The sequence below is a fragment of the Pseudomonas sp. QL9 genome (assembly GCF_041409665.1).
Classification (GTDB): Bacteria; Pseudomonadota; Gammaproteobacteria; order Pseudomonadales; family Pseudomonadaceae; genus Pseudomonas; species Pseudomonas knackmussii.
In genome coordinates, this window is the sequence record NZ_CP166971.1 from 2,896,361 (window position 1) to 2,919,986 (window position 23,626).

Consider the following 23,626-nt stretch of genomic DNA (forward strand, 5'->3'; position numbering starts at 1 on the left):
AACCCCGCCTTGGGCGGGGTTTTTCTTTTTTCGCAGCATCGCCAGGGAGATCGCCGGCCATCATGACCACCTCGCCATCCATCACCGTTACCCGTCTCGACCTGCAGCGCCTGGAGCGCCTGCTCGACAGCCTGGAGGACTTCGGCCCTGCCGCCGAGGCGCTGGAAACCGAGCTGTCGCGCGCCCAGGTGGTCGGCCATGACGAGGTGCCGCCGGGCGTGGTGACCATGAATTCAAGCGTGCGTTGCCGCGAGGAAGGCAGTGGCAAGGAATACCAGCTGACCCTGGTCTATCCGGACCAGGTCGGGGGCGAGGGCAAGGTGTCCATCCTCGCGCCGGTCGGAACTGCCCTGCTGGGCCTGAGCGTCGGCCAGTCGATCGACTGGCCCGCACCGGGCGGCAAGACCCTGAAGCTGACGCTGCTGGATATCACCTACCAGCCCGAGGCTGCCGGCGAGTACACGCTCTAAGCCGTCAGGCCTGCTCTAGCGCCGTGTTCAGTGCGCTTTCCAGACGCTGCTTGTAGCGCAGGTAGTGAATGCTCTGCAGGGCGCTTTCCGCGGTGATCGCCGACAGGTCCAGGTCGGTGATGTAGCACGGATAGCGGCCCTGCCCGGCGCGCTGGGCGAGGATGTGCCGGGCTACGGCCTGGAACAGTCCGGTGCCGTATTCGAGCTCGGAGAACTCGCGGTGGTTGCAGTACAGGGTCGTGCGCGGGCGTGACCCTTCGCCGGATTCGAGAATCGCCTGGACGTTGTAGTGCGGCCGCGCCAGAGCGCTCTGCGGCGCGCTGCGCCGTTCCACCTTTTGCGCGCGGCCGCGTCCGGCCGGAAGCAGCTCGTAGTAGTGAATCTCCGGCCCCGCCGCCGCCTGGGCATCGCCCAGCGGCAGCTGCGCGCTGCGCCGGTAGAGCATGGCCTGGAGGAAGCGCTGCAGCGGCAGCAGCAGGGTCTGCTCGTCATCGCACGCCTGGCGCCGCATCCACAGCGAATTGCGCTCATCGAGCACGTAGAGATCGGCCTGGCCCTCGTCCATGCGATAGAACACTTGCAGGCTCCCGGGGCGACCCAGCGGCAGGATCAGGCTGAGGTCCAGGCCTTCGAGCGCGTGCCGGTCGAGGTGCAGCGGGCTGAAGGCCGGCTGCGCTTCGCCCAGGTGCTCAAGCAGCGCCGGCAGGTCGGCCAGGCGCTGGTGGCTGACTTTGCCCGGCGTCAGGCGCAGCAAGTGGTAGTGCTGGCGGATCTGCAGCAGATAGCGCCCGCCGCGGCCGGCGGCCAGTTGCGCATAGGCGTCGCGGAACAGGTCTTCGACCCGCTGGGCGATGGCCGCCGCGCGGTTGCGGCAGAAGCAGCGCACCAGCAACCGTGGTGGAGCGGCGTCGGCCGACAGCCCGTTGAGGAAGTCGCGCAGGCAGTCGAGCAGCGCGGAGGGGCCCGCGTAGCGATTGACCAGCAGCTCGTTCCAGCTGTTCAGGCTGACCTGGTCGAGGGTCAGCACCAGGTTGTCGCGCACGCCCGAGTAGCCCAGGGAGTCGGTGCGCGCGGTGGTCATGTGCAGGTTGGCCTGGCTGTGCTGGCGCAACGGATCGAGGCCGACGTTGACCAGGATGAGCACACTGCTCGGCACGCTGGGGCGCAGCAGGGCATTTTCCTCGACCTCTTCCAGCGGCATGGGCACGGCTTGCTGCAGGCTGCTCAGCAGGTTGCTCAGCTCATAGTCGGTGAGGTCGCTGTCGCCCGGTTGCAGGGTCACGCGGGTGCTGCCGTCGATGACGCCGTTGCGGTGGCTCCAGGCGAGCAGTTCGAGCAGCTCGCGGGCGCGCTTGATCGGTGCGTAGTTGCCCAGGTCGGCGTTGGCCACGCTGCCGCCGAAGAGGGCCCAGGAGGCTTGGCCGCCGGCTTCGGTGGCCGGCAGGCGGGCGAGGGTGAGGAGGTCTTCGGCGAGGTCCGGGGCGATCCCGGGGTTGATGAATTCGACCTTGCCGGCCTTGCGCTCGAAGGCCGCGTAGAGGCGCCGGCCGAGCACGCCGAGATCGCGCGGGGCGATGCCGCTACCGGCCTGTTGCTGGCGGGCGAACTGAGAGAGGAAGCGGTAGCTGTAGGTCAGTTCGTTGACCAGCGCGCGGCGCTCCAGGCTGACCTGGCGGACCTTCCACTGGCTGCGCGCATCGAGCAGGCCGAGCACGCGCGAGTCCCAGCCCCACGCATCGGTCATGCGCTCCATCAGCAGGCGCTGCCAGCTCTTGCGGCCCTGGCGCGGCGCGCGGCTGAGCTTCTTGCCGACCTTCAGGTAGAGGCAGCGGCGCACCAGTTCCAGGCGCTCGCTTTCTCCGCGCGCGGCCAGGTGCTCTTCCAGGCGGCGGTAAAGCAGGATGTAGGGGTCAAGCTCGTCGAGCTCCAGGCGCCCGGCGTAGACCTCGGCCTTGAAGCGCAGGGCCAGGCAGCCCACACGTGGGAATTCGCTGGCGTAGACCTCGCTCAGCAGCAGCTTGAGCACCGACTTGTAGGGCGAGCTCATGCCTTTGAACAGTTGCCACATGCCTGAGCCGATGAACTCTCCCGGTGGGATATGCGCCAGGCTGCCGAGGTCGATCACCTCGTCGGCGCGGATGAAGCGCTTGCTCAGAAGTGTGTCGACGTACTCGCGGTAGCGGCCTTCCTCGTAGTCCGGCACCAGCCACCAGAGCGGGGTGCGTCCGCCGAGCCAGATAGCGGTCCGGTAGAACTCGTCGAGCAGCAGGTAGTGCTGGCTGGTGCCGCAGTCGTCGGAGGTCAGCTGGGCATTGCGCGCACCGCTGACGAAGCCGCGCGGCTCGACCAGGAAGCAATGCACCTCGGCGCCCTGGGTCGCCGCCCATTGTTCGAGCAGGTCGCACTTGCGGCGCAGTTCGGCGACCTGCTCGGCGGGAAGCTCGTCGGCATGGCAGACCCAGAGGTCGAGGTCGCTCTGTTCGGCCTGCGCCAGGGTGCCGAGGCTGCCCATCAGGAACAGGCCGTGGATCGGCAGGTCCTGCTCGCCGCGACGGGCCTTGTAGGTGAACGAACGGGTCAGGCGCTGCGCCTCGGCGAGCAGCTCGTCGCTGGGCACGAAGCCGCTGAGCCCGGCCGGGGTGGTGGCGGAAACGTAGCCCGGCAGCAGTGGATGGTTGACGTCCAGCAGCAGCGGCAGCAGGCGCAGGACCAGCTGCTGGCGGGTCGACAGCGCCTCCATGGCGCGCTCCAGGCGGCCCTGGTTGATCGCCAGGAAGCGCTTACGCAGGCGTGCCAAGACCTTGCGGTCGATGCCGTCGTCGATGTTCGGGCGAATTTCGTGGGTGAGGATCATGGGCTGCCGCGACCGCAATGCACTCACCGCGCCGGCGCTGGCGCGATGTCGTGAGTCTGCCTTGTATATCGACCGTGGAAGCGGGGTCTTTAAGTGGCGCATGCGGCCGCCGACGTTCGGCGGCCGCGCCAGGGGATGGTCAGGAGCGGAGGATGCCCAGCAGCACCTGGGCGTGTTCGGCGGCATCCAGCCCGAGGCTGGTCAGGTAGCCGCCGTCGGCCTGGTCGAGCAGGCCCTTGGCATGTAGCCGGCGCGCCGCGTCGATGGCCGCCGGTTCGGCGTCATGGTGGATCTTCAAACCGGCCTGGGTGTTCTCCAGGTCGTACAGGCACAGCAGTTCGAGTTCCGCTACCAGTTCATGGGTAAAGGCCATGACGACTCCTCGCTGGGACAGGGAGCCTGCAGTGTAGCTCCAGGCGCCCGGTCGCCGGCAAGCTCATTCCGCGCCTTCGTCCTCGCCCGGCAGTTGCGGCAGGGCGCGCAGGGCCTGCTCGTACCAGGCGCCGTCGAAGGGGCGGTCGGCGGCGAGCATGGCGTCGATCTCGTGGGCCAGCACAAGGGCCATCAGGTGCAGGGCGTCCTCGCGCACATAGCCGACCAGGGTCAGCTTGTTGAAGACCGCGCGCGCTGCCGGCGGCTGCTCGCTCTCGATCTGGTTCTCGATGGCCTGGATCAGGGTGTCCTCGGCGAAGGATTCTTCGGTGTCGTCGATGTCGCTCATGCCTGGTGGCTCCGCGCGGGCTTGTTAAGCCGGTGGAAGTTGTCCAACCTGCGCTGACCCCGAAGGCCGCGGAAGGACGCGAAGGCGACATGATCACCTATTACTCGCTTGCAGGCGACCGCCTGGAGCCCCACCGGGGCGACCTGCAAGGCGGCATGCCGGCCGGCACGCTGTGGATCGACCTGCTGCACCCGACCCAGGAGGAAGAGGCGCTGCTCGAGTCGATCATCGGGGTCAACGTGCCGACCCGCGAGGAGATGGCGGAGATCGAGGACTCCTCGCGCTTCTACGAAAGCAACGGCGCGCTCTACATGACCACGGCTGTGGTGAGCGGCATTCGCGAGCATCGCCCCAGCACCGCCGAGATCACCTGCGTGTTGACTGCGAAGTGGCTCGTGACCGTGCGCTATGCCGAGCTGCTGCCATTCCGCACCTTCGAAGCGCGGGTGCAGCGCGGTGGCTGCAAAGGGACTGCCGACCTGCTGTTCGTCGAATTGCTGGATAGCGTGGTGGACCGAATCGCCGATGTCCTGGAAGAGGTGCAGGCACAGCTGGATACGCTGTCCCGCGACATCTTCACCGAGCACAATGGCGAGCTGCCGAAGAGCCGCCTGCCGAAGACCGACCTGCAGCAGATCGTCAAGCACCTGGGGCGCAGCAACTCGCTGCTGTCCAAGCTCAACGGCAGCTTGCTCAGCGTTGGTCGGCCCGTTGCCTATTTCCGCCAGGGAAGCAATGCCTGGGTCAGCGAGGACGCCCGGCTGGGAATGAAGTCGGTGGAGCGCGACGTGCGCTCGCTCAGCGAGTACCTGACGAAGATGTCCGGCGAGATCACCTTCCTGCTCGATGCCACGCTCGGCCTGATCAACATCGAGCAGAACAGCATCATCAAGGTGTTCTCCATCGCTGCCGTGCTGTTCCTGCCGCCGACGCTGGTGGGCACTGTGTACGGCATGAACTTCCAGCACATGCCCGAGCTGGCCTGGGCGGCCGGCTACCCCATGGCGCTGGTGGCCATGGTGATTTCGGCGATCCTGCCGTACCTCTGGTTCAAGTACAAAGGCTGGCTGTGAAGCGCCCGCCGGTGGCGGGCGCAAGGCTCACTGCTGGCTGAGCTGCATCAGCTGGGAGGCCATTTCCCGCGAGTGGCGCTCGACGATGATCGGCGCCCAGGGCCGCCCGGAGACGCTGACCAGCGCATTGCTCTTGCTGTTCATGTCGCGCAGTGCGGCGCTGAGGTAATCCCAGCGGGTGCGCAGCTTGTCGGACGCCGCGCCCGCCGGCAGCTTGCCGATGCCCTGGTCGATTACCGGAATCAGCGTGCTCTCGTCCTGGCCGAGATAGGCCTGCGGCTGCTCGCGGGCGATCTCCAGGCCGCCCAGGTAGACGCGCCCGAGGTATTGCACGGAGAGGTACTCGACCCGCGCGGGCAGCTCCCAGAGCGGCAGCTCGCCGGCCTTGGAAGGCGGCACGAAGCGCTCGACCTCGCCCAGGAAGTCACGCAGGGAGCGGCTGAGGTCCTTGGAGTAGCTCCATGGCAGGTCCTCTTCCTTGGGGCCGTAGGTGGTGCCGTTGTGCACCTGGGTGAGCAATTCCTGGTAGGCCTTCTTCAGGCCTTCGTCAGATTTGGCGTAGCCCTTCACCGCGACGTCGAGGGCGGCCAGGTCGGTCTTCAGCTGCTTCGCATGGGTGTCCTGGAAGCCTTCGCCGCGCAGCAGCATCAGGCTGGCCAGGGCGCGGCAGGCGTTCACCTGCATGCTCTGCAGTTGCAGCTCTTCGGTGGGAAGGTTGGCCGACGCTGGGAAGGGAAGTAACGCGATGCAGCAGACGAACAGGTACAGCAAGATGGATTTGCGGGTCATGGCGGTGTTTCCCTGTTGTTCTTGTTGGCCGTCCGGTCGTGCCGGCGGTGGGGTTGCCTTTCTAAACGCGTGCTGCGCTTGCCCTGCCTGGCAAGCCGGGCGCTCTGCGATGCGCCCCGGGTGGATCGGGCGCCCCCGCGCCCTGCGCGCAGCCCTAGGGCCGCGCGGCTCGGCACAAGGCTAACGCCTGCCCCACAGTGTGCAACCATCCGAAAGAGTGATTCGCCAACCGCGTCATGCTTCTGCCTGGGCGGCGCTGCGCAAACCTGGGTAGTCGAGTATCTCGATGCCGCCGTAGCTCAGGCGCAGCAGGCCGCGCGACTCGAGGTCCTTGAGGATGTGGTTGGTGGTTTGCCGCGACAGGCCGAGCATGGCCGCGAGCTGCTCCTGCGGCAGGTGCAGTTCGCGCTGGCTGGCGCCGGTCTCGCCGTAGCTCTCCGCCAGCATCAGCAGGCGCCGCGCCAGGCGTGTCGCGGCGGGCAGCAGGGCCAGTTCCTCGAGCACGGCGAAGGTCATGCGCAGCTTGTGGCTCATCAGTAGGGCGAAGTCGCGCCAGTACTCGGGGTGCCGGTCGAGTAGAGCGCGCAACGCCGGCATGGGCACCTGCAGGAGGATCGTCGGGCCTTCGGCGTAGGCGTCGTGGGTGCGCGGCTGGCCGTCGAACAGGCAGATCTCGCCGAACCAGTTGGGCGCCTCGACCAGGGCCAGCAACGCCTCCTTGCCGCTGGCACCGACCGCGCCTATGCGCATCTGCCCCTCGACCACGCAGTACAGGCCGCAGGGCGCGTCGCCGCGGGCGAAGAGCCGCTGGCCCGCCGGCAACTGGCGGACCAGGGCGGCTCGCCCGAGGGCTTCGCGCAGTTCCTCGGGCAGGCCCTGGAACCAGCGGCCGGAGGCGATGCGTTGCAGGCAGGCAGAGGTGTCGCTCATGGGCTTTGTCGGCTAGTTGACAGAATGGGAGGGCGCAGCCCAACCATGATGCCAGCACCTTGCGGGAGAACAATCATGAAAACGCTCGTCGACCACCTTGCCCAATACGCCGCCTACCACCGCGACCGTCGCAACATCCTCAGCCATTTCATCGGCATCCCGATGATCGTCCTGTCCATCGCCGTGCTGCTGTCGCGTCCGGGTGTGGAGATCGGCGGCCTGCTGCTGGCGCCAGCGACTCTGCTTGCCCTGGCCTCGGCGGTGTTCTACCTGCGCCTGGACCTGCGCTTCGGCCTGCTGATGAGCGCGCTGCTGGCGCTGAGCCTGTGGGTTGGTGCGGATCTGGCCGCAGGCAGCACCGCCAGCTGGCTGGGCTGGGGCCTGGGGCTGTTCCTGGTGGGCTGGGTGATCCAGTTCGTCGGCCACTGGTACGAAGGGCGCAAGCCGGCCTTCGTCGATGACCTGATGGGCCTGGTCGTCGGCCCGCTGTTCGTCGCCGCCGAGGCGGCCTTCCTGCTCGGCCTGCGCGACGAAGTGCGCCAGGCCGTCGAGGAACGCGCCGGGCCGACCTGCATCCGCGAACGCAAGCCGGCCCGCGCTCACTGAGGCCTCAGGCCAGGGCCTCGCGGACGAAGTCCAGGCGGTCCTGGCCGAAGAACATCTCGTTGCCGACGAACATGGTCGGCGCACCGAACATGCCGCGCTTGATGGCTGCCTCGGTGTTGGCCTTGAGCGCGTCCTTCACTTCCTGATCCGCCGTCAGCGCCAGCAATGCCTGCGGATCGAAGCCCGCCTCGGCGAGCACCCGGCCGAGCACGGCCGGGTCGCCCAGGTTCAGCGCGTCCACCCACATGCCCTTGAACACGCAGTCGAGCAGCGCCGCGAAGCGCTCCGGCTGGCGCATCTGCACGCCGGTGGCGGCGCGCATCAGCTGCAGCGTATTGATCGGGAAGAACGGGTTCATCTTCATCGGCACGCCGTAGCGGCGGGCGAAGCGCTGTATGTCGATCAGGGTGTAGCGACCCTTGGCCGGGACGGCGATGGGCGAGGCGTTGCCGGTGGCCTGGAACACCCCGCCCAGCAGCACCGGGCGGTAGACCAGTTCAGCGCCGGCTTCGGCGCAGATGCCAGGCAACTGGGTGAAGGCCAGGTAGGAAGTCGGGCTGCCGAAGTCGAAGTAGAACTCGACGCTTTTGCTCATGGGCGATGCTCTCATTGTTGTCGTTATCGGGATTCACCAGCGCTCGATCCACGGGCGCAGGTCGAGCTCGAAGGTCCAGGCGTCGCGCGGCTGGCTGTGCAGGTACCAGTAGTTATCGGCGATGTGCTCGGGGGAGAGGATGCCGTCCTGGTCCTTGAGCGCGTACTTCTGCGGGAAGTTGTCGCGGATGAACTCGGTGTCGATGGCGCCGTCGACCACCACATGCGCCACGTGCAGGCCCATGGGGCCGAGCTCGCGGGCCATGCTCTGGGCCAGGGCGCGGATGCCGTGCTTGGCGCCGGCGAAGGCGGCAAAGCCTGCAGCGCCGCGCAGGCCGGCGGTTGCACCGGTGAAGAGGATCGTGCCGCGCTGGCGCTTGACCATGCGCCGGGCCACCGCCTGGCTGGTGAGGAAGCCGGAGAAGCAGGCCATTTCCCAGATCTTGAAATACTTTCGCGCGGTCTCGTCGAGGATGCTGCAGGGCACGTTGGCACCGATGTTGAAGACGAAGGCCTCGATCGGGCCGATGTCGCGCTCGATGGTTTCCACCAGCTCGATCACGTCCTCTTCCTTGCGCGCGTCCGAGGCGAAGCCGTGGGCCTCGCCGCCCTCGGCGCGGATGCTGCCGACCAGCGGCTGCAGCTTGTCGGCCGAACGCCGGGTTACGCAGGCGACATAGCCTTCGCGGGCGAAGCGGCGGGCGATGGCGCCGCCCGTGGCATCGCCGGCGCCGATGACCAGCACGACTTTCTTCTCGTTGTCGCTCATGCGCAGACCCTCGTGTTGTTGTTGGTAAACGATCGTTAGGTAAACGGACGTTATGTTATGCTCCCGGCATCCGTCAAGCCGTCCCCCGGAGGCAGCCGATGCGCTATTCAGCCACCCACAAGGAAGAAACCCGCCAGCGCCTGCTCGACAGCAGCGCGGCCATCGCCAAGCAGGGCGGTTTCGCCAATGCCGGGGTCGATGGGCTGATGAAGGCGGTGGGGTTGTCCGGTGGCGCCTTTTACAACCACTTCTCGTCCAAGGATGAACTCTTCGCCGCCATCGTCCAGCGCGAGCTGATGCGCAGCGTCGAGCGCCTGGCCGACCAGCGCAAACCCTTCGATCGCGAGCGACTGATGCGCGGACTTACCCGCTACCTGAGTCTCGTGCACGTGCAGGAACCGGCCGGCGGTTGCGCCATTCCGGCGCTGGGCGCGGAGATCGCGCGCGCCGACCTGTCTGTGCGGCAGAGCGCCGAAGAGGCGCTGCTCGAGCTGCAACGGGCCTGGGCCGAGGTGACAGGTTCCGAGGAAGATGCCTGGGCGCTGCTCGCCCAGTGCGTGGGCGCGCTGGTTCTGGCGCGGATGATGGCCAGCGAGGACAGCCAGCGGGCGATCATCGAGTCCAGCCGCGCCTTTCTCCAGCGGCACCTGGAGGAGTCGAGGTAACGCCGGCTCAGGCGGGTTCTGCGCCGGCCGGCTGGTTTAGCGGCAGCGCCTCGGGCGGTTGCGGCCGGCCATACCAGTAGCCCTGGCCGTAGTCGCAGGCCTGGCCGAGCAGGAAAGTCGCCTGGTCGGCCCGTTCGATGCCCTCCGCAACAACCTTCAGCCCCATGCTGCGCGCCAACGCAATGATCGCGCAGGCGATGGCCGCATCCTCGGCGCAGCCGGGCAGGCCGGCGACGAATCCCTGGTCGATCTTCAGCTTCTGCACCGGCATGCGCTTGAGGCGCATCAGCGAGGAATAGCCCGTGCCGAAGTCGTCGATCGCCAGCTGCACCCCCAGGTCGCGCAGGCGCTGTAGCAGCGCTACCGACTGGTCGATGTTCTGCATGATCGCGCTCTCGGTGACTTCCAGCTCCAGATGGCGCGCCTGAAGGCCGCTGTCGGCCAGCGCGCGGGCCACCTGCTGCTCGATGCCGTCGCGGGCGAACAGCCGGCTGGACAGGTTGACGGCGACGAACTCCAGCTCGCAGCCCACGTCCAGCCAGCGGCGCATCTGCCGGCAGGCCTGGTTCAGCACCCAGGTGTCCAGGGCGCCGATCAGCCCGCATTCCTCGGCCACCGGGATGAACTCGCCGGGCGGCACCAGGCCGCGTTGCGGATGTTGCCAGCGCACCAGCGCCTCGACCCCGACGGGGCGGCCGGTGGCCAGGTCGTGCACCGGCTGGTAGTGGACGCGCAGCTCGTCCTGTTCCAGCGCGCGACGCAGGGCGCTTTCCACTTCCACATGGGAACGGGCGCGGGCAGTCAGTTCGGGCGTGTAGAAGGCGTACAAGTTGCGTCCGCTGGCCTTGGCCTGGAACAGCGCGGCGTCGGCGTGCTGGAGCAGATGGTCGACATTGCCGGCGTCGTCGGGGAACAGGCTGATGCCGAGGCTGGCCGAGACATAGACCCGTTGGCCCTGGATGTCGAAAGGCGCGCTCATCGACTGCAGCAGGCGCTGGGCCAGGCTGCTGGCGTGGTTCGGCTGGCGGCATTCGAGGAGCACGGCGAATTCGTCGCCGCCCAGGCGGGCCAGGGTGTCGGTCCGGTCCAGGCAGGTCCGCAGGCGTTCGGCGACGGCCTTTACCACCTGGTCGCCGGCACTGTGGCCGAGGCTGTCGTTGATGTGCTTGAAGTGATCCAGGTCGAGCAGCAGCAGTGCGCCGCTTCCCGGTTGGCGCCCGGCGCGGACGACGGCCTGCTCGATGCGTTCGCGCAGCAGCAGGCGATTGGGCAGGCCGGTCAGGGGGTCGTGGTGGGCGAGGAAGTCCAGTTCACGCTGTGAGCGCTTGATGCTGCTGAGGTCGGAGAACACCGCCACATAGCGGGTCAGTTGGCCTCGGTCGTCATGCACGGCGCAGATGTGCTGCCATTGGGGGTACACCTCGCCGTTCTTGCGGCGGTTCCAGATCTCCCCGCACCAGACGCCGTCGCGGCCCAGGGTTTGCCACATGCGCTGGTAGAAATCATTGTCCTGCAGGCCGGACTTGAGCATCGACGGATTGCGCCCCAGCACTTCATCGGCGGTGTAGCCGGTGATGCGCTGGAAGGACGGGTTGATGTGCAGGATGACGCCGCGCTCGTCGGTCACCAGCAGGCCTTCCTGGGTGGCTTCGAACACCGCGGCGGCCTGGCGCAGGTGGTCGTCGAGGCTGCGTTGGCGGGTGACGTCGCGACTGACGCCGGTCATCAGCACGGGGTCGCCGTGCGTGTCGCGAATGGCGCGGCCGCGCGAATGGATCCAGCGATGACCGCCATCGGCGTGGCGCAGGCGGTATGTGCAGTCGAGCCGCTCGCTGTGGCCTTCGAGGTGCTCGCGGTGAGCCTGCAGGGTGGCTTCCCGGTCGTCGGGGTGCAGGCGATCGCACCAGAACGCCTTGCTGTCGCCCAGCTCTTCGGCGGGCAGGCCGAGCAATCTTGCGAAGCCCGAGGAATAAAAGACCCGGTCGCTGCGCAGGTCCCACTCCCAGAGCCCGTCCTCCACCGCATTCAGGGCGCGGTTCAGGCGTTGTTCGCTGGCCATGAGCGCCGCGTAGGCCCGTTGCCGGTGGCCAAACTGGCGGCGCATCAGCAGGTAGAGCAGGCCGGCGGTGAGGCTGGCGAAGAGAAAACGCTTGGCGAGCAGCCAGAATTCGGTGTCGGAGGACCCGACTACCAGACGGACGGCATCATCGCTCAGGAGGATCCAGACGGAGGCGGCGGCCAGGTACGACAGGCCGATTTGCAGGGCACGCAGGTGTGGCTTCATCGGGTGGGGTGGACGACTTATTGGTTGCGCAGTATAGAGGGTGGCCATTGGCCTTGGTTCTTATCAAAAAGACCTGATGGTATTCCGGCCTTGCTTGTTGATAATGCGGGATGGCCCAGATTGCCGGGCTTGTCGATCCTTCCTCATCGAGGTTCATTTTCATCCATGTGGTACAACGGTTTCCTTGATCTGCCTCTGTGGCAATTGATTGTCGTTACGCTTGTGCTGACCCACATCACCATCGTCAGCGTAACCGTCTACCTGCATCGCTATTCGGCGCACCGCGCGCTCGACCTGCATCCGGCGCTGCAGCACTTCTTCCGCTTCTGGCTGTGGATGACCACCGGCATGAACACGCGCGAGTGGACCGCCATCCACCGTAAGCACCATGCCAAGTGCGAAACCGCCGACGACCCCCACAGCCCGGTGTACAAGGGCCTGGGCACCGTCCTGCGGCGCGGCGCCGAGCTGTATCGCGAGGAAGCGAAGAACGAAGACACCCTGCGCATCTACGGCAAGAACTGCCCGGAAGACTGGATCGAGCGCAACGTATACAGCCGCTTCCCGCTGGGCGGCATCGCGCTGATGGTGCTGATCGACGTCGCCTTGTTCGGCGCCCTCGGCCTGACCGTCTGGGCCGTGCAGATGGCCTGGATTCCGGTTTGGGCGGCTGGTGTCATCAATGGCCTGGGCCACGCGGTCGGCTACCGCAACTTCGAGTGCCGCGACGCCGCCACCAACCTGGTGCCCTGGGGCATCCTGATCGGCGGTGAAGAGCTGCACAACAACCACCACACCTATCCCAACTCGGCGAAGCTGTCGGTGAAGAAATGGGAGTTCGACATGGGCTGGGCCTGGATCAAGCTGTTCAGCTTCCTGCGCCTGGCCAAGGTGGCCCGTGTGGCGCCCATCGCGCACCGCGTCGAAGGCAAGGGCAGCCTGGACATGGATACCGCCATGGCCATCCTCAACAACCGTTTCCAGATCATGGCGCAGTACCGCAAGCTGGTGATCGGCCCGCTGGTAAAGCAGGAGCTGGCCAAGGCCGACGAGTCGGTCCGCCACCTGTTCCGCCGCGCCAAGCGCCTGCTGTCGCGCGAGACCAGCCTGCTGGAGGAAAGCCACCACGCGCGCATTCAGCGTCTGCTGGAACACAGCCAGGCCCTGCAGGTGATCTACGAGAAGCGCCTCGCTCTGCAGCAGATCTGGGCGAAGACCAGCGCCAACGGCCACGACATGCTCGCCGCGATCAAGCAGTGGGTGCAGGAGGCCGAGGCCAGCGGTATCCAGTCGCTGCGCGAGTTCGCCGAGCAGCTCAAGACCTACTCGCTGCGCCCGGCCGTCTGAGCCAACGCGAAGCTGGTCACAAAAAGCCCGCCGTTCGGCGGGCTTTTGCTTTTTTCTCCGAGCACTTGGCTACTTTTGCGGTCATAGCCCACTCGATTGGGCGGGAGCGTGTGCATGGAAGAGAAGGGCAAGGTGTCGAGCGATTACGAGGAGGTGCTGCTGGCGCTGCTGCATAGCCGTGCCGAAGCCGAACGACTCAAGGAACGCGAGCAACTGTTCAGCGCGCTGCTGGCCAGCGTGAATGCCGTGCTCTGGGCATTCGACTGGCAGCAGCAGCGCATGGTCTACGTCAGCCCGGCGTACGAGCGCATCTTCGGTCGCTCCGCGGCGCTGCTGCTGGCGGATTTCAGCGAGTGGCGCGACTCCATCTACCCCGACGACCTGGACTACGCGCAGAGCAGCTTCGACCAGGTGATCGAGCGCGGTGCGGTGGAGCAGCGCGAGTACCGCATCCTGCGCGCGGACGGCGAAGTGCGCTGGCTGAGCGACAAGTGCTTCATCAGCCAGCACAGCGATGCCGGCCTGCCGCTCATGGTGGTCGGCATCGCCGAAGACATCACCGACAAGAAGCACCTGGAGAACGAGCTGCACCGCCTGGCCACCACCGACGTGCTGACCCAGAGCAGCAACCGCCGCTACTTCTTCGACAACGCCGAGCAGGCCTTCAACGACTGCCAGCGCGCCGGTGCGCCCTTGGCCTTCCTGCTGCTGGACGTCGATGACTTCAAGAAGATCAACGACCGCTATGGCCACCAGGTCGGCGACCGCGTGCTGCAGAAGATCGCCCAGTGCGCCAGCGGCGCATTGCGCCGTGGCGACCTGTTCGGGCGCATCGGCGGCGAGGAGTTCGCCGTGCTGCTGCCCGGCTGTGACCAGGGCACGGCGCGGCAGATCGGCGAGCGCCTGCTGCGCGAGGTGCAGCGCCTGCGCTTCAACGAAGGCGACCAGGCGTTCGGCGTGACGGTCAGCCAGGGCATGACCCTGCTGCGCGCCGGTGACGAGAATCTCTCCAGCCTCTACGGCCGCGCCGACTCCGCGCTCTACCAGGCCAAGCGCAACGGCAAGGACCGTATCGAGCAGGCCTGACAGGCCTGCGCCTTCATCCCCGCTCTTGTGAGGCGTCTATCTTTTATTCCATTTGGCAATTAAGTTTTAATAATTAATTCTTTTTGGATTTATTCCCGATCTCTTATCGTTGCCCCCAGCGTGGCCGCAAGGGCCAGGCAACGAAGTCCGGCAACTCAGGTGGCGAGCATCCGCCAGAGCGTCCGGGGAAGGTGGCGGATTTCCGCTGACCAGTGCGCGGCGAAGGACCAGGCTACGGGGTGCAGACCCGCGCCAATCCACGTGTCTAGGCAGATTGGGCCAATTGGCCCGGGGTTTGCCATGCCTGCGGGAAGGCCCCCGGCCTTGCCCAAAACAACAAGACACGAGCATTCACCATGACGCTGCCATTCCTTCCCGCAAGTGCCTTCCTGCCTGCCCGTCCGCGCCTAGACCCTGCCTAGGGGCAACCGACTACCGACCGCTGTGCGCCAGCAGTTCCGGGCTTTTTTCCGGCTGCGCGCGGCCGCTTGCGCGACGCACTTCGTGTCGCGATTGCCGACTTCACACAAGATCAATAAATGGGGATTCACCAATGAAGAGCCGTAACATCACGCAATCCGCGCTGGCCCTCGCCGTGGCTGCAAGCGCATTCGGCATCCAGCTGCAGACCGCCAGCGCCAGCGGTTTCATCGAAGACAGCAAGGCCAGCCTGACCCTGCGCAACTTCTACATCAACACCGACAACCGCAACGGCACCGCCGCGCCGAACAAACAGGAAGAGTGGGGCCAGGGCTTCCTGCTCAACTATGCGTCCGGCTACACCGCGGGCACCGTGGGCTTCGGCGTCGACGCGCTGGGTCTGCTCGGCGTGCGCCTGGATAGCGGCAAAGGCACCCACTACGAATCCTCCAGCCAGCAGGCCGGCACTGTGTTCCCCTCCGATGGCGATGGCCGTGCAGTGGACGAATTCAGCAGCCTTGGCCCGACCCTCAAGGCCAAGGTCTCGAAGACCGAGTTCCGCTACGGCACCCTGCAGCCGAAGCTGCCGGTGGTGGTCTACAACGACGGCCGGCTGTTGCCGGTGACCTTCGAAGGCGGCCAGGTCACCTCGACCGATATCAAGGACCTGACCCTGGTCGGCGGCCAGCTGGAACACACCCGCGGGCGCAACTCCACCGACTGGCGCAGCCTGTCCATCGGCGGGGCCAACGGCTCGACCGCGAGCGCCCGCGACAGCAACAAGTTCTACTACGCCGGCGGCGACTACAAGGTGAACAAGGATCTCACCCTGCAGTACTACTACGGCCAACTGACCGACTTCTACCAGCAGCATTTCCTCGGCCTGCAGCACAGCTGGGCGATCGGCCCTGGCGTCCTGAAGACCGACCTGCGCGCCTTCGACAGCACATCCGACGGCAAGAACGGCAGCGCCTCTGGCCGCGCGGACGGCTACGTCAGCAGCGGCTACTACGGCGGCAACGTGACCAAGGGTGAAGTGGACAACCGTGCCTACAGCGGCCTGTTCACCTACAACCTGGCCGGTCACAGCATCGGCGCCGGCTACCAGGTGCTCAACGGCGACAGCGACTTCCCCTTCCTCAACCGTGGCGACGGTGAAGGCTCCACTGCCTACCTGATCACTGACGTACAGATCGGCAAGTTCCAGCACGCCGGCGAACGCACCTGGCAGGCACGCTACGCCTACGACTTCGCCCAGGTCGGCGTACCCGGCCTGACCTTTAACGCCATCTACCTGAACGCCGACAACATCAAGACCAAGGGCGGCGACCAGGGCGAGTGGGAGCGCGACTTCAGCCTGGCCTACGTAATCCCGGACGGCACCTTCAAGGGCCTGGGCTTCACCTGGAAGAACGCCGCGCTGCGCAGCGACCTGCCGGCGGCCAGCAAGTCCGGCTATGCCTCCCAGCGCGACCAGGACGAGAACCGCCTGATCGTCAGCTACACCCTGCCGCTGTTCTAAGGCCGAAAGGCTTTTCGTAGGAGCGAGCTTGCTCGCGAACCGGCCCCGCTGCGGAGCAGTTCGCGAGAAAGCTCGCTCCTGCAAGGGCATGCAAAAAGGCCGTCGCCCCTCGCGGGACGACGGCCTTTTCATTGGCGGCTAGCGGATCAGCGCTTCTGCGGCGCCGGCTGCTGCTGGGTAATGCAATGGATGTTGCCGCCGCCGAGGAGGATCTCGCGGCCCGGCACCATCACCACTTCGTGCTCGGGGAACACGCGCTGCAGGATGGCCTTGGCTTCCGCGTCCTTCGCGTCGTCGAAGCTGGGGGCCACGATGCCGCCGTTGACGATCAGGAAATTCACGTAGGAACCGGCCAGGCGAATCGACGGATCGCGCTCTTGCGAGCTGTCGACCAGGTCGACGCCGGCGCACTCTTCCTCGGTCGCGTGGATCGGGCCTGGGATCGGCATCTTGTGCACGACCAGTTGGCGACCCTTGGCGTCGCGCGCCTGCTCCAGCACGCGCATGGCAGCCTGGCAGCGCGGGTAGTTCGGGTCCTGCGGGTCGTCGGTCCAGGCCAGCAGCACTTCGCCCGGGCGCACGTAGCAGCAGAAGTTGTCGACGTGGCCATCGGTCTCGTCGTTGTACAGGCCGTCCGGCAGCCAGATCACGGTGTCGATCGCCAGGTGCTCGCGCAGTACCGCCTCGATCTCCTCGCGGGACAGGTGCGGGTTGCGGTTGCGGTTGAGCAGGCATTCCTCGGTGGTGATCACGGTGCCTTCGCCGTCGACGTGAATCGAGCCGCCCTCGAGCACGAAGCCCTCGGTGCGGTAGCGCTCGCAGCCTTCGATCTCGAGGATCTTGCGCGCTACCTGGTCGTCGCGCTGCCAGGGGAAGTACAGGCCGCCGTCGAGGCCGCCCCAGGCGTTGAAGGTCCAGTCCACGCCACGCACGGCGCCCTGGTCATTGATCACGAAGGTCGGGCCGGTGTCGCGCACCCAGGCGTCGTCGGTGGTGATCTCGACCACACGGATGGCGTTGCTCAGGCGGGCGCGGGCGTTCTCGTACTGGCCGGCGGAGACGCAGACGGTGACCGGCTCGAAGCGCGCGATGGCCTCGGCGACGGCGCTGAACGCAGCCTGCGCGGCCTTGCCGCCCAGGCGCCAGTTGTCCGGACGCTCCGGCCAGACCATCCAGGTCTGGGTATGGGGTTCCCATTCAGCCGGCATGCGGAAACCATCGGCGCGGGGAGTGCTGGTCAGGGTAGTCATGGATTCACCATTTTGCTGAAGGCTGAAACCGGTGGCGGGCGCGGGCTGCCGCCGGATGGGTTACTCGGTTGGGACGACGTTGATGGCGCGCGTCCCGGGCGATGAGTGCGTCCTCCCGTTCGTCCGGATCGAAACCGTGGACAAGGATAGGCGCTTCGGTTTCGTCGAGCCCGGAGCCTCTTGCCGCAACGATCGGCGTTGCGGGTCGAGCGGAACGCTCCGTTTGCCGATATCTATCGGCCTTCCGGCTTGGGCGGTGGCCGATACAGATGCCGTCAGGCGAACGATTGCAGTCCCTAACTGGGCTTTGGCAATTTATATCCGATAAAAATCGGCTTTCAAAGCGTTATTTATCGGGGCGCTGAGCAATGGCCTCATAAATACGGATAAATATCCGGCTATGGGCTTCGGAGAGTATGACGCTGAAATGCTGCGCGCAGCTTACAGCTGCCGCTTGGGCAAGCAGGGCGGCAGATACAGCCCCAGGTACGCGTCGAGGACGCGCCGGCCTTCCTCGGCCAGCCGTGGCTCGATATGACCGAACCGCTGTACCGATAGCGCATAGACGCGGTCGCTGAGATCCATGGCCAGGCTGAACACCTCGATGTCCTCGGGCAGCTCCGGCAGGTGGAAGTGATGGTCGAACAGGGCGCGCATCGAGTTGCCCAGTTGCACGTCGTGCTGGCGGTCGGCGAGCGTCACCTCGGCGAGGCCGTGGCTCGCGAGGATCAGCTGGCGCGCCGCGGCGTCACCGGCGTAGACCGCCAGCATGCGTTGCTCGACGATCCGCGAAAGGTCCCGCCAGTCGCGCAGCGCGGCGTGGTCCACCGGCTCTTCCAGACAGGCGCGGAAGGCTGCGTGGACCTCTGCGGTCAGCGCCTGCAGCAGCGCCGGAACGCTAGGGAAGAAGTGATAGACCGAGGAGGGTGGCATGTCCGCGCGCTCGGCCACCGCATAGATCGACAGGCCGGCGGTGCCGCTTTCGGCGAGCAGCGCGCGGGTCGCATCGAGGATGGCGGCGATGCGCGCCTGGCTGCTGGCGCGGGGCTTGCGGGAGGTGCTGGCGGTGGTCGACATGGAGCGCTCCGGACGTGAGCGGCTATTGGACGCCAGCTCACGCCGGAGGGGCAAGTCAGTTGCTCGCCGTGAGGCGGCTCCAGACGTCCTTGATTACCGGGGCGGTCTTCTCCGGTGCGGTTTCCAGGGCGAACAAGCGGCGCCGGGTTTCCTGGTCCGGGTAGAGCCCGTTCTCGCCGCGCAGGGCCGGGTCGAGGAATTCCTTCGCGTCGGCATTGCCGTTGGGATAGAAGGTCGCGTTGGTGATCTGCGCGGCCACCTTCGGCTGCATCAGGAAGTCGATGAAGCGCTGGGCCAGGTCCGGGTGCTCGGCGCTGCTGGGAATCACCAGGTTGTCGATGAACAGCACGGAGCCTTCCTGCGGCACCACGAACTTCACCGGCTGGCCGGCCTGCGCCGCGTGCACGGCGTCGCCGACCCAGGCCATGGCGATGCACAGCTTGCCGTCGTTGAGGTCCTGGATGTAGCGCTCGCTGTCGATGTAGCGCAGGTTCGGACGCAGCGTCTGCAGCACTTCGCCGGCGCGGCGAATCTGTGTCGGGGCGCTACGTGCGAAGTTGCGGCCCTGGTAATTCATCAGCACCGAGAATGTTTCGTCGGGCGCGTCGAGCATGCTCATGCCGCAGCTCTTAAGGCGCTGGCTGTACTGGGTGTCGAAGAGCAGAGCCCAGCTTTCCGGCACCTGGCCGCCCAGGGCCTTCTGTGCCTGCGGCTCGTTCACCGCGAGACCCACCGCGCCCCACAGGTAGGGCACCGCGTGGCGGTTGTCGGGGTCTACGGCGGCCAGCTTGCTCATCAGCTGCGGATCGAGATGGCGGCGGTTGGGTAGCTGGCTGAAATCCAGCGGCCGCAGCAGCTTGTCCTTGATCAGTCCTGGCAGTTCGTTGTGCGAGGGCACCGCGACATCGATGTGCTCGCCGCTGTGCAGGGCCTTCTGCAGCTCTTCGGCGGTGCTGTAGGTGTGGTATTCGACCTGAATGCCGGTGCTCTTCTCGAAGTCCTTGAGCACTTCAGGTGCGATGTAGTCATTCCAGTTGTAGACGCGGATGACTTCTTGGGCCTGGACGAACAGCGGGCACAGCGTGAGCAACAGCGGGGCGAGCAGGCGTGGCATTGGCATTCTCCCTGTATGGCAAAGCGCGTCTGGCGGCGAGGCCGCTTCGTTTTTATTTCCTGTGAAGACTGCGGCAGTGCAAGGACGCCCCGGTGCGGGTGTCCGCCGATCGTCAGGCGAGCGACGGACGGTCCGACGGTGACGCCCCCCGCGCCAGCCGCCGGCACACCCGCTGTACGGGCGTCACCGAAAGACGACGCCGGCACTAAGGCCGGCGTCGCTGTTCGGTTTTATACGGTATGTAGATACCAGTTGTACTCGAGGTCGGAGATCGAATATTCGAACTCCTGCAGCTCGTGCTCCTTGCACGCGACGAAGATGTCGATGTACTCGGGGCTGATGTACTTGTTCATCACATCGCTGTCGTCCAACTCGCGCAGGGCATCGCGCAGGTTGTTCGGCAGGCTCTGCTCCAACTGCTCGTAGGCGTTGCCTTCGATAGGCGCACCGGGCTCGACCTTGTTGGTCAGGCCGTGGTGGACACCGGCGAGGACGGCCGCCAGAAGCAGGTAGGGGTTGGCGTCGGCACCGGCAACGCGGTGCTCCAGGCGTACCGCTTCCGGCGCGCCGGTCGGCACGCGCAGGGCCACGGTGCGGTTGTCCAGGCCCCAGCTCGGCGCGTTCGGCACGAAGAAGGCCGAGCCGAAGCGGCGGTACGAGTTGACGTTCGGGCAGAGGAAGGCCATGGAGGCCGGCAGGGTCTCGAGCACACCGCCGATCGCGTGGCGCAACGCGGCGTTCTGCTCGGGATCCTCGCTGGTGAAGATGTTCTTGCCGTCCTTGTCGAGCAGCGACACGTGAACGTGCAGACCGTTGCCAGCCTGACCCGGGTAAGGCTTGGCCATGAAGGTCGAGTCCATCTCGTGGTCGTAGGCGACGTTCTTGATCAGGCGCTTGAGCAGGACCGCGTAGTCACAGGCCTTCAGCGCGTCGTTGACGTGGTGCAGGTTGACTTCGAACTGTGCCGGGGCGCTTTCCTTGACGATGGCGTCGGCCGGGATGCCCTGGGCGCGGGCGCCGTCGATGATGTCCTGCAGGCAGTCGGCGTACTCGTCGAGGTCGTCGATGGAATAGACCTGGACGGATTGCGGGCGTTTGCCGGAGATCGGCGAGCGTGGCGGCTGCGGACGGCCGTTCACGTTCTCCTGGTCGATCAGATAGAACTCCAGCTCGAAAGCGGCAACGATCGACAGGCCGATATCGGTGAATTTCTGAACGACCTGGCGAAGCACTTCACGCGGGTCCGCGAAGAAGGGATCGCCTTCCATCTCGTGCATAGTCATCAGCAGCTGCGCAGTCGGGCGCTTCTGCCAGGGTTCCATGGCGATGGTGTCAGGGATGGGATAGCAGACGCGGTCGGCATCGCCGATGTCCAGGCCAAGACCGGTGCTTTCGACGGTGGAACCCGTGATGTCGAGGGCGAACAGCGAGGCGGGTAGGTTAATGCCTTTCTCGAAGACTTTGGGCAGGCTGGTGCGTTCGATGCGCTTGCCGCGGACCACACCATTCATATCTGCAATAAGGAGGTCGACGAACTGGACCTCGGGGTGTTCCTTCAGGAACTCGGTCGCTTCTGTGAGCGGAACGGCACTCGGGGGTACCGACATGATGCAACACCTTTATTGTTAAAAATTTCAATCATTCAAGGGCTAAGGTGTGAGTCAATCCGAAAGGCTACTTTATGTCAATAGTGCCAAAAATTGCCCTGAGGTGGTGCGAAGGGGCCATTTTTGGGGCGTTTTGGGTTATTCGTCACACGCTGTAAGCCCGGTTTCATGGGATGTTCATAGAGCCGTGTGCAATTTTTTACAGAGCTATTGTGTAAAAAAATGAACAAGGCTAAGCTCGAACGCAACCCATAACACTTACAAACACGGGTGTCCCATGTCTCGCCAGCCGTTAATCGGCGTGACCGCCTGCACAAGACAGGTTGGTCATCACCCCAACCATGTCGCCGGCGACAAGTACCTCAAAGCCGTCGTTGCTGGGGCGAATGGTCTGCCAGTGATCATTCCCGCCTTGGGCGAGCTTCTGAGTCTGGACACCCTGCTCGACAGTCTCGATGGCGTGCTCCTCACGGGCTCCTCCTCGAACGTCGAACCCCATCATTATAGTGGCCTTGCGAGCGATGCTGGCACTCTGCATGACATCGCCCGCGACGCCACCAGCCTGCCCCTCGTTCGCGCCGCGATTTCCGCGGGCGTACCTGTACTCGGAATTTGCCGGGGTTTCCAGGAGATGAATGTGGCGTTGGGCGGCTCCTTGCACCAGAAAGTGCACGAAACACCAGGATTCATGGACCACCGCGAGCCGGCCGATGCGCCGGTCGAGGTCAAGTACGCCCTGCGCCATGCCGTGCATGTGCGGCCGGGCGGCGTGCTGGCCGGCATCGGCTTGCCGGAGCAGATCCAGGTCAATTCCATTCATGGCCAGGGCGTTGATCGTCTGGCGCCCGGCCTTCGAGTTGAAGCGCTGGCGCCCGACGGGTTGGTAGAGGCCTTTTCCGTCGAAGGCGCGAGTGCCTTCGCCCTCGGGGTGCAATGGCATCCGGAGTGGCAGGTGCAAACGAACCCCAACTATCTCGCTATCTTCCAGGCATTCGGCAATGCCTGCAGCAAGAGGGCGGGGCAACGTTGAGCCCGGCGGTTGGGGCTGGGCTCTCAAATCCTGAGGTCTTTATGACTACCAAGCTTGACCAGCTGACCAGCTGGCTGAAGGAACGCAAGATCACCGAGGTGGAATGTCTGATCGCCGACCTGACCGGGATTGCCCGGGGCAAGATCGCGCCGACCAACAAGTTCCTCAACGAGAAGGGCATGCGCCTGCCGGAGAGCGTTCTCCTGCAAACCGTGACCGGTGATTACGTCGAGGACGACATCTATTACGACCTGCTGGACCCGGCCGACATCGATATGGTCTGCCGCCCGGACGAGAATGCCGTGTTCCTCGTCCCATGGGCCATCGAACCCACCGCGATGGTCATCCACGACACCTACGACAAGCTCGGCAATCCCATCGAGCTGTCGCCGCGCAACATCCTGAAGAACGTCCTCAAGCTCTATGCCGACAAGGGCTGGAAGCCGATCGTGGCGCCGGAGATGGAGTTCTACCTGACCAAGCGCAGCGACGACCCCGACTACCCGCTGCAGGCGCCGGTCGGCCGTTCCGGTCGTCAGGAGACCGGCCGCCAATCCTTCTCCATCGACGCGGCGAACGAATTCGATCCGCTGTTCGAGGACATGTACGACTGGTGCGAGGCCCAGGGCCTCGACCTCGACACCCTGATTCACGAAGAAGGCACCGCCCAGATGGAAATCAATTTCCGTCACGGCGATGCCCTGGATCTGGCCGACCAGATCCTGGTGTTCAAGCGCACCATGCGCGAAGCCGCGCTCAAGCACAACGTGGCCGCCACCTTCATGGCCAAGCCAATGACCGGCGAGCCGGGCAGTGCCATGCACTTGCACCAAAGCGTGATCGATATCAAGACAGGCAAGAACATCTTCTCCAATGCTGACGGCAGCATGAGCGAGCTGTTCCTCCATCACGTCGGTGGCCTGCAACGCTTCATTCCAGAGGCCTTGCCGCTGTTCGCTCCGAACGTGAACTCGTTCCGCCGCTTCCTGCCCGATACCTCGGCGCCGGTGAACGTGGAATGGGGCGAGGAGAACCGCACCGTGGGCCTGCGCGTACCGGATTCCAACCCGGACAACCGCCGCGTGGAGAACCGCCTTGCCGGCGCGGACGCCAACCCCTACCTGGCCCTGGCTGCCAGCCTGCTGTGCGGTTACATCGGCATGGTCGAAGGCATCCGGCCCAGCGCACAGGTGAAGGGCCGTGGCTACGAACGGCGCAACCTGCGCCTGCCGCTGACCATCGAAGCGGCACTGGAAACCATGGAAGGCAGCAAGACCCTTGAACAGTATCTGGGCAGCAAATTCATTCGCGCCTATGTGGCCGTGAAGCGCGCTGAACACGAGAACTTCAAGCGGGTGATCAGTTCGTGGGAGCGGGAGTTCCTCCTGCTGTCCGTCTGATCGGCGTGGGGTCCGGCT

21 protein-coding genes are annotated in these 23,626 nt (G+C 65.6%); 9 read left to right on the plus strand and 12 right to left on the minus strand.

Annotated elements, in window-relative coordinates:
- The first annotated feature begins 62 nt into the window (after positions 1-62).
- The gene (gene rnk, locus ACA097_RS13700; RefSeq protein WP_160288756.1) at positions 63-470 is read left to right on the plus strand and encodes a nucleoside diphosphate kinase regulator; all 408 of its coding nucleotides are present in this window, start codon (positions 63-65) and stop codon (positions 468-470) included.
- Positions 471-474: 4 nt separating this feature from the next.
- Here the strand turns inward: rnk and ACA097_RS13705 are convergent, their stop codons facing one another.
- The 3 genes from ACA097_RS13705 to ACA097_RS13715 all read right to left on the minus strand — a co-directional run bounded on the left by ACA097_RS13705 (position 475) and on the right by ACA097_RS13715 (position 4,045).
- Positions 475-3,324: a class I adenylate cyclase gene (locus ACA097_RS13705; protein ID WP_371370405.1), complete on the minus strand. Its 2,850-nt coding sequence runs from the start codon at positions 3,322-3,324 to the stop codon at positions 475-477.
- A gap of 139 nt (positions 3,325-3,463) precedes the next feature.
- Positions 3,464-3,697, minus strand: a complete 234-nt coding sequence (locus ACA097_RS13710) for a TIGR02647 family protein (protein ID WP_043256385.1) — start codon at positions 3,695-3,697, stop codon at positions 3,464-3,466.
- A 63-nt stretch (positions 3,698-3,760) separates the two neighbouring features.
- Entirely contained in the window at positions 3,761-4,045 is a 285-nt protein-coding gene (locus tag ACA097_RS13715) for a hypothetical protein (protein WP_371370406.1), read from the minus strand.
- Positions 4,046-4,134: 89 nt separating this feature from the next.
- On the opposite strand from ACA097_RS13715, the gene ACA097_RS13720 reads away from it, so the two are divergent.
- Positions 4,135-5,118, plus strand: a complete 984-nt coding sequence (locus ACA097_RS13720) for a magnesium transporter CorA family protein (protein WP_043256382.1) — start codon at positions 4,135-4,137, stop codon at positions 5,116-5,118.
- A 27-nt stretch (positions 5,119-5,145) separates the two neighbouring features.
- Here ACA097_RS13720 and ACA097_RS13725 read toward each other — a convergent pair whose 3' ends face one another.
- A complete protein-coding gene (locus ACA097_RS13725) occupies positions 5,146-5,907 on the minus strand; it encodes a hypothetical protein (RefSeq protein WP_043256380.1) in 762 nt (253 codons plus the stop codon).
- 234 nt (positions 5,908-6,141) lie between these two features.
- Positions 6,142-6,837: a Crp/Fnr family transcriptional regulator gene (locus tag ACA097_RS13730; protein ID WP_371370407.1), complete on the minus strand. Its 696-nt coding sequence runs from the start codon at positions 6,835-6,837 to the stop codon at positions 6,142-6,144.
- A 75-nt stretch (positions 6,838-6,912) separates the two neighbouring features.
- Here ACA097_RS13730 and ACA097_RS13735 point away from each other — a divergent pair, with 75 nt between their 5' ends.
- On the plus strand, positions 6,913-7,443 hold the full coding sequence (locus tag ACA097_RS13735) for a DUF962 domain-containing protein (RefSeq protein WP_043256377.1): 531 nt from the start codon (positions 6,913-6,915) through the stop codon (positions 7,441-7,443).
- A 4-nt stretch (positions 7,444-7,447) separates the two neighbouring features.
- Here the strand turns inward: ACA097_RS13735 and ACA097_RS13740 are convergent, their stop codons facing one another.
- Positions 7,448-8,038: a 2-hydroxychromene-2-carboxylate isomerase gene (locus ACA097_RS13740; protein WP_371370408.1), complete on the minus strand. Its 591-nt coding sequence runs from the start codon at positions 8,036-8,038 to the stop codon at positions 7,448-7,450.
- A 33-nt stretch (positions 8,039-8,071) separates the two neighbouring features.
- Positions 8,072-8,806, minus strand: coding sequence for an SDR family oxidoreductase (locus ACA097_RS13745; RefSeq protein WP_371370409.1), 735 nt, complete (start codon positions 8,804-8,806; stop codon positions 8,072-8,074).
- Between the two features lie 98 nt (positions 8,807-8,904).
- Between ACA097_RS13745 and ACA097_RS13750 the strand changes: the two genes are divergently transcribed.
- Positions 8,905-9,471: a TetR/AcrR family transcriptional regulator gene (locus ACA097_RS13750; RefSeq protein WP_160288749.1), complete on the plus strand. Its 567-nt coding sequence runs from the start codon at positions 8,905-8,907 to the stop codon at positions 9,469-9,471.
- Positions 9,472-9,478: 7 nt separating this feature from the next.
- On the opposite strand, the gene ACA097_RS13755 is transcribed toward ACA097_RS13750, so the two are convergent.
- Positions 9,479-11,755, minus strand: coding sequence for a putative bifunctional diguanylate cyclase/phosphodiesterase (locus ACA097_RS13755; protein ID WP_371370410.1), 2,277 nt, complete (start codon positions 11,753-11,755; stop codon positions 9,479-9,481).
- Positions 11,756-11,920: 165 nt separating this feature from the next.
- Here ACA097_RS13755 and desA point away from each other — a divergent pair, with 165 nt between their 5' ends.
- The 3 genes from desA (at position 11,921) to ACA097_RS13770 (ending at position 16,130) form a co-directional block, all read left to right on the plus strand.
- Positions 11,921-13,102 (plus strand): delta-9 fatty acid desaturase DesA, encoded by a 1,182-nt coding sequence (gene desA, locus ACA097_RS13760; RefSeq protein WP_371370411.1) that lies wholly within the window; start codon positions 11,921-11,923, stop codon positions 13,100-13,102.
- Positions 13,103-13,216: 114 nt separating this feature from the next.
- On the plus strand, positions 13,217-14,188 hold the full coding sequence (locus ACA097_RS13765) for a GGDEF domain-containing protein (RefSeq protein WP_371370412.1): 972 nt from the start codon (positions 13,217-13,219) through the stop codon (positions 14,186-14,188).
- A gap of 553 nt (positions 14,189-14,741) precedes the next feature.
- Positions 14,742-16,130 (plus strand): OprD family porin, encoded by a 1,389-nt coding sequence (locus tag ACA097_RS13770; RefSeq protein WP_160288746.1) that lies wholly within the window; start codon positions 14,742-14,744, stop codon positions 16,128-16,130.
- 146 nt (positions 16,131-16,276) lie between these two features.
- On the opposite strand, the gene aguA is transcribed toward ACA097_RS13770, so the two are convergent.
- The 4 genes from aguA to ACA097_RS13790 form a co-directional block, all read right to left on the minus strand.
- Entirely contained in the window at positions 16,277-17,380 is a 1,104-nt protein-coding gene (gene aguA / locus ACA097_RS13775; protein WP_371370413.1) for an agmatine deiminase, read from the minus strand.
- A gap of 441 nt (positions 17,381-17,821) precedes the next feature.
- The gene (locus ACA097_RS13780; RefSeq protein WP_043256360.1) at positions 17,822-18,457 is read right to left on the minus strand and encodes a TetR/AcrR family transcriptional regulator; all 636 of its coding nucleotides are present in this window, start codon (positions 18,455-18,457) and stop codon (positions 17,822-17,824) included.
- 55 nt (positions 18,458-18,512) lie between these two features.
- Entirely contained in the window at positions 18,513-19,571 is a 1,059-nt protein-coding gene (locus ACA097_RS13785; protein WP_371370414.1) for a polyamine ABC transporter substrate-binding protein, read from the minus strand.
- A 230-nt stretch (positions 19,572-19,801) separates the two neighbouring features.
- The gene (locus ACA097_RS13790) at positions 19,802-21,178 is read right to left on the minus strand and encodes a glutamine synthetase family protein (RefSeq protein WP_043256356.1); all 1,377 of its coding nucleotides are present in this window, start codon (positions 21,176-21,178) and stop codon (positions 19,802-19,804) included.
- Between the two features lie 277 nt (positions 21,179-21,455).
- Here ACA097_RS13790 and ACA097_RS13795 point away from each other — a divergent pair, with 277 nt between their 5' ends.
- Both ACA097_RS13795 and ACA097_RS13800 read left to right on the plus strand, forming a co-directional pair.
- Complete coding sequence (locus tag ACA097_RS13795) at positions 21,456-22,208, plus strand: gamma-glutamyl-gamma-aminobutyrate hydrolase family protein (RefSeq protein ID WP_371370415.1); 753 nt, start codon at positions 21,456-21,458, stop codon at positions 22,206-22,208.
- 41 nt (positions 22,209-22,249) lie between these two features.
- Complete coding sequence (locus tag ACA097_RS13800) at positions 22,250-23,608, plus strand: glutamine synthetase family protein (protein ID WP_043256352.1); 1,359 nt, start codon at positions 22,250-22,252, stop codon at positions 23,606-23,608.
- The last annotated feature ends 18 nt before the right edge of the window (positions 23,609-23,626 follow it).

What these genes read in the sequence shown, in the direction of transcription:
- rnk (WP_160288756.1), top strand. Translation starts at nt 63, where the DNA reads ATGACCACCTCGCCATCCATCACCGTTACCCGTCTCGACCTGCAGCGC.
- ACA097_RS13705 (WP_371370405.1), bottom strand. Translation starts at nt 3,324, where the DNA reads ATGATCCTCACCCACGAAATTCGCCCGAACATCGACGACGGCATCGAC.
- ACA097_RS13710 (WP_043256385.1), bottom strand. Translation starts at nt 3,697, where the DNA reads ATGGCCTTTACCCATGAACTGGTAGCGGAACTCGAACTGCTGTGCCTG.
- ACA097_RS13715 (WP_371370406.1), bottom strand. Translation starts at nt 4,045, where the DNA reads ATGAGCGACATCGACGACACCGAAGAATCCTTCGCCGAGGACACCCTG.
- ACA097_RS13720 (WP_043256382.1), top strand. Translation starts at nt 4,135, where the DNA reads ATGATCACCTATTACTCGCTTGCAGGCGACCGCCTGGAGCCCCACCGG.
- ACA097_RS13725 (WP_043256380.1), bottom strand. Translation starts at nt 5,907, where the DNA reads ATGACCCGCAAATCCATCTTGCTGTACCTGTTCGTCTGCTGCATCGCG.
- ACA097_RS13730 (WP_371370407.1), bottom strand. Translation starts at nt 6,837, where the DNA reads ATGAGCGACACCTCTGCCTGCCTGCAACGCATCGCCTCCGGCCGCTGG.
- ACA097_RS13735 (WP_043256377.1), top strand. Translation starts at nt 6,913, where the DNA reads ATGAAAACGCTCGTCGACCACCTTGCCCAATACGCCGCCTACCACCGC.
- ACA097_RS13740 (WP_371370408.1), bottom strand. Translation starts at nt 8,038, where the DNA reads ATGAGCAAAAGCGTCGAGTTCTACTTCGACTTCGGCAGCCCGACTTCC.
- ACA097_RS13745 (WP_371370409.1), bottom strand. Translation starts at nt 8,806, where the DNA reads ATGAGCGACAACGAGAAGAAAGTCGTGCTGGTCATCGGCGCCGGCGAT.
- ACA097_RS13750 (WP_160288749.1), top strand. Translation starts at nt 8,905, where the DNA reads ATGCGCTATTCAGCCACCCACAAGGAAGAAACCCGCCAGCGCCTGCTC.
- ACA097_RS13755 (WP_371370410.1), bottom strand. Translation starts at nt 11,755, where the DNA reads ATGAAGCCACACCTGCGTGCCCTGCAAATCGGCCTGTCGTACCTGGCC.
- desA (WP_371370411.1), top strand. Translation starts at nt 11,921, where the DNA reads ATGTGGTACAACGGTTTCCTTGATCTGCCTCTGTGGCAATTGATTGTC.
- ACA097_RS13765 (WP_371370412.1), top strand. Translation starts at nt 13,217, where the DNA reads ATGGAAGAGAAGGGCAAGGTGTCGAGCGATTACGAGGAGGTGCTGCTG.
- ACA097_RS13770 (WP_160288746.1), top strand. Translation starts at nt 14,742, where the DNA reads ATGAAGAGCCGTAACATCACGCAATCCGCGCTGGCCCTCGCCGTGGCT.
- aguA (WP_371370413.1), bottom strand. Translation starts at nt 17,380, where the DNA reads ATGACTACCCTGACCAGCACTCCCCGCGCCGATGGTTTCCGCATGCCG.
- ACA097_RS13780 (WP_043256360.1), bottom strand. Translation starts at nt 18,457, where the DNA reads ATGTCGACCACCGCCAGCACCTCCCGCAAGCCCCGCGCCAGCAGCCAG.
- ACA097_RS13785 (WP_371370414.1), bottom strand. Translation starts at nt 19,571, where the DNA reads ATGCCACGCCTGCTCGCCCCGCTGTTGCTCACGCTGTGCCCGCTGTTC.
- ACA097_RS13790 (WP_043256356.1), bottom strand. Translation starts at nt 21,178, where the DNA reads ATGTCGGTACCCCCGAGTGCCGTTCCGCTCACAGAAGCGACCGAGTTC.
- ACA097_RS13795 (WP_371370415.1), top strand. Translation starts at nt 21,456, where the DNA reads ATGTCTCGCCAGCCGTTAATCGGCGTGACCGCCTGCACAAGACAGGTT.
- ACA097_RS13800 (WP_043256352.1), top strand. Translation starts at nt 22,250, where the DNA reads ATGACTACCAAGCTTGACCAGCTGACCAGCTGGCTGAAGGAACGCAAG.